Raw genomic sequence first — 2,205 nt, 5'->3', positions numbered from 1 at the left:
CGCGGGCAGGTGCGGGGCCGGCGGGGCGCGGGGGCCGGTCGACGGGGAGCGGGGGCGGGGGAGAGCCGTCGCCCGAACCAGCGCAGAGCCGGCCGACACAGACCGAACCGACACCCGCGTGACCGACCCGAGAGGCGGACCACCCATGACGACCACACCCTTGCCGATCACCTTCGAGGACGTCCGTGATGCCGCGCAGCGGCTCAAGGGGGTCGCTCACCGTACGCCGGTCCTGAGGTCGAGGACGCTGGACGAGCGGGTCGGGGCCGAGGTGTACCTGAAGTGTGAGAACTTCCAGCGGATCGGCGCCTTCAAGTTCCGGGGCGCCTACAACGCGGCCTCCCGGCTGACCCCGGAGCAGTTGGAGCGGGGCCTCGCGGCCTACTCCTCGGGGAACCACGCCCAGGCGGTCGCCCTCGCCGCGCGGGAACTCGGTACGACAGCCGTGATCCTCATGCCGGAGGACGCCCCGCGCTCCAAGGTGGAGGCGACGGCCGGATACGGCGCCGAGATCGTCAGGTACGACCGGTACACCGGTGACCGCGAGGCCCTCGGCAAGGCGCTCGCGGCGGAGCGCGGCCTGACCCTGATCCCGCCCTACGACCACCCGCACGTGATGGCGGGCCAGGGCACGGCGGCGCTGGAACTCCTGGAGGAGACCGGCGGACTGGACACCTTCCTCGCCCCGGTCGGCGGAGGCGGCCTGATCTCCGGGTGCGCCACGGCCGTCAAGGCGCTGGCCCCCGACGCCCGGGTGATCGGCGTGGAACCGGAGGCCAGCGACGACACGAAGCGGTCCCTCGCGGCGGGCCACCGCGTCAGCGTCCCGATCCGGCGCACGATCGCCGACGGACAGGCCCTGGACACCCCGGGAGACCTGACGTTCCCGGTGGTCCGGCAGTTGGTCGACGCCGTGGAGCTGGTCTCGGACGACGAGATCCGGGCGGCGATGCGGTTCGCGTTCGAGCGGCTGAAGATCGTGATCGAGCCGAGCGGCGCGACCCCGCTGGCCGCGCTGCTGGCCGGCCGGCCGGCGGGGCTCGGCGGGCGGATCGGGCTGCTGGTGTCGGGCGGGAACGTGGACACGGCCCGGTTCGCGGAACTGTGCGGGGGAGGTGGGTGAGTCCACTCGAATGGCGGCCCCCGCTGGACAGGCGGACGATGAGGACCTAGGCGACACAGGCGTGGCCGGAAGGGAGGAGCGTCATGCTGGAAGTGAAGACGCTCGACAAGCCCGACGAACGGCGCGATTTCCCGCGCGGTCACCTCGAAGCCGTCCACCTCACGGGGCTCGACTTCGCCGTGGCGACGTTCGAACCGGGCTGGCGCTGGTCCGAGTCGGTGGCCCCCCTCGCGGGCACGGAGAGCTGCGAGATCCACCACAACGGCTATGTCGTGCAGGGCCGCCTGCACGTGCGGATGGACGACGGCGGAGAGGGCGAGGTGGGCCCGGGTGACGTGTTCGTCTGCCCGCCCGGACACGACGCCTGGGTGGTGGGCGACGAACAGGTCGTCGTCTACGACTTCGCGGGGTCGATGGCGACGGAGTATGCCAAGGCGTAGAGCGCACGCAGGGAGGTCAGACCGGAAGCAACCGGCTCACGAGATCACCGAGCTGGCGTGCGGTGCGGCACTCGTGCATCGTGACCAGCTCGGCGTACTCGGGGGCCGCCGAGTCGCCGGTGCCCCACAGCGAGCGGGGCTCGGGGTTCAGCCAGTGCACGCGCCGGGCCCGCCCGGCGATCTCGCGGACGGCGGCGAGGTTCGGGTCGCTCATGTTGGTGCGGGCGTCGCCGAGCACGAAGACGGTGGTGCGCGGGCCCAGCGTGAGGCCGTACCGCTCGGCGAACTCGCCCAGGGCCATGCCGTAGTCGCTGCTGCCGTGCCACCCCGTGAGGGCCGCCTCCGCGCGGATCCGGGCCCCGAGGCCCGCCGGGTCGGCGGAGCCGTGCCGCAGGAGGCCGGTCACCTCGTCGGCACGGTTGACGAAGGCGAAGACGCGGACCTTCGAGAACTGGTCGTGGAGGGCCTGCACGAGCAGCATCGTGAAGTCGGAGAACCCCGACACCGACCCCGACACGTCGCACAGCAGGACCAGTTCGGGCCGCACGGGCCGCCGCCTGCGCAGCACCGGCCGCACCGGCACCCCGCCCGTGGACAGGGAGGCCCGCAGCGTACGGCGCAGGTCGATGGAGCCCCGGGCGG

At 73.0% G+C, this 2,205-nt stretch carries 3 protein-coding genes; 2 read left to right on the top strand and 1 reads right to left on the bottom strand.

Annotated features, from left to right (window positions below):
* Window positions 1-145 precede the first annotated feature (145 nt).
* Window positions 146-1,123 carry a threo-3-hydroxy-L-aspartate ammonia-lyase gene (locus tag ACVNF4_RS35205; RefSeq protein WP_461806915.1) on the top strand — a complete coding sequence of 326 codons (978 nt, stop codon included), beginning with the start codon at window positions 146-148 and terminating at the stop codon, window positions 1,121-1,123.
* An 83-nt stretch (window positions 1,124-1,206) separates the two neighbouring features.
* A complete protein-coding gene (locus tag ACVNF4_RS35200) occupies window positions 1,207-1,563 on the top strand; it encodes a cupin domain-containing protein (RefSeq protein ID WP_461806914.1) in 357 nt (118 codons plus the stop codon).
* 16 nt (window positions 1,564-1,579) lie between these two features.
* On the opposite strand, the gene ACVNF4_RS35195 is transcribed toward ACVNF4_RS35200, so the two are convergent.
* The coding region (locus ACVNF4_RS35195) for a VWA domain-containing protein (protein WP_461806913.1) at window positions 1,580-2,205 on the bottom strand (626 nt) is incomplete at its 5' end.

The sequence above is a fragment of the Streptomyces sp. S6 genome (assembly GCF_054880855.1).
This window is presented reverse-complemented; position numbering and strand designations above follow the sequence as displayed.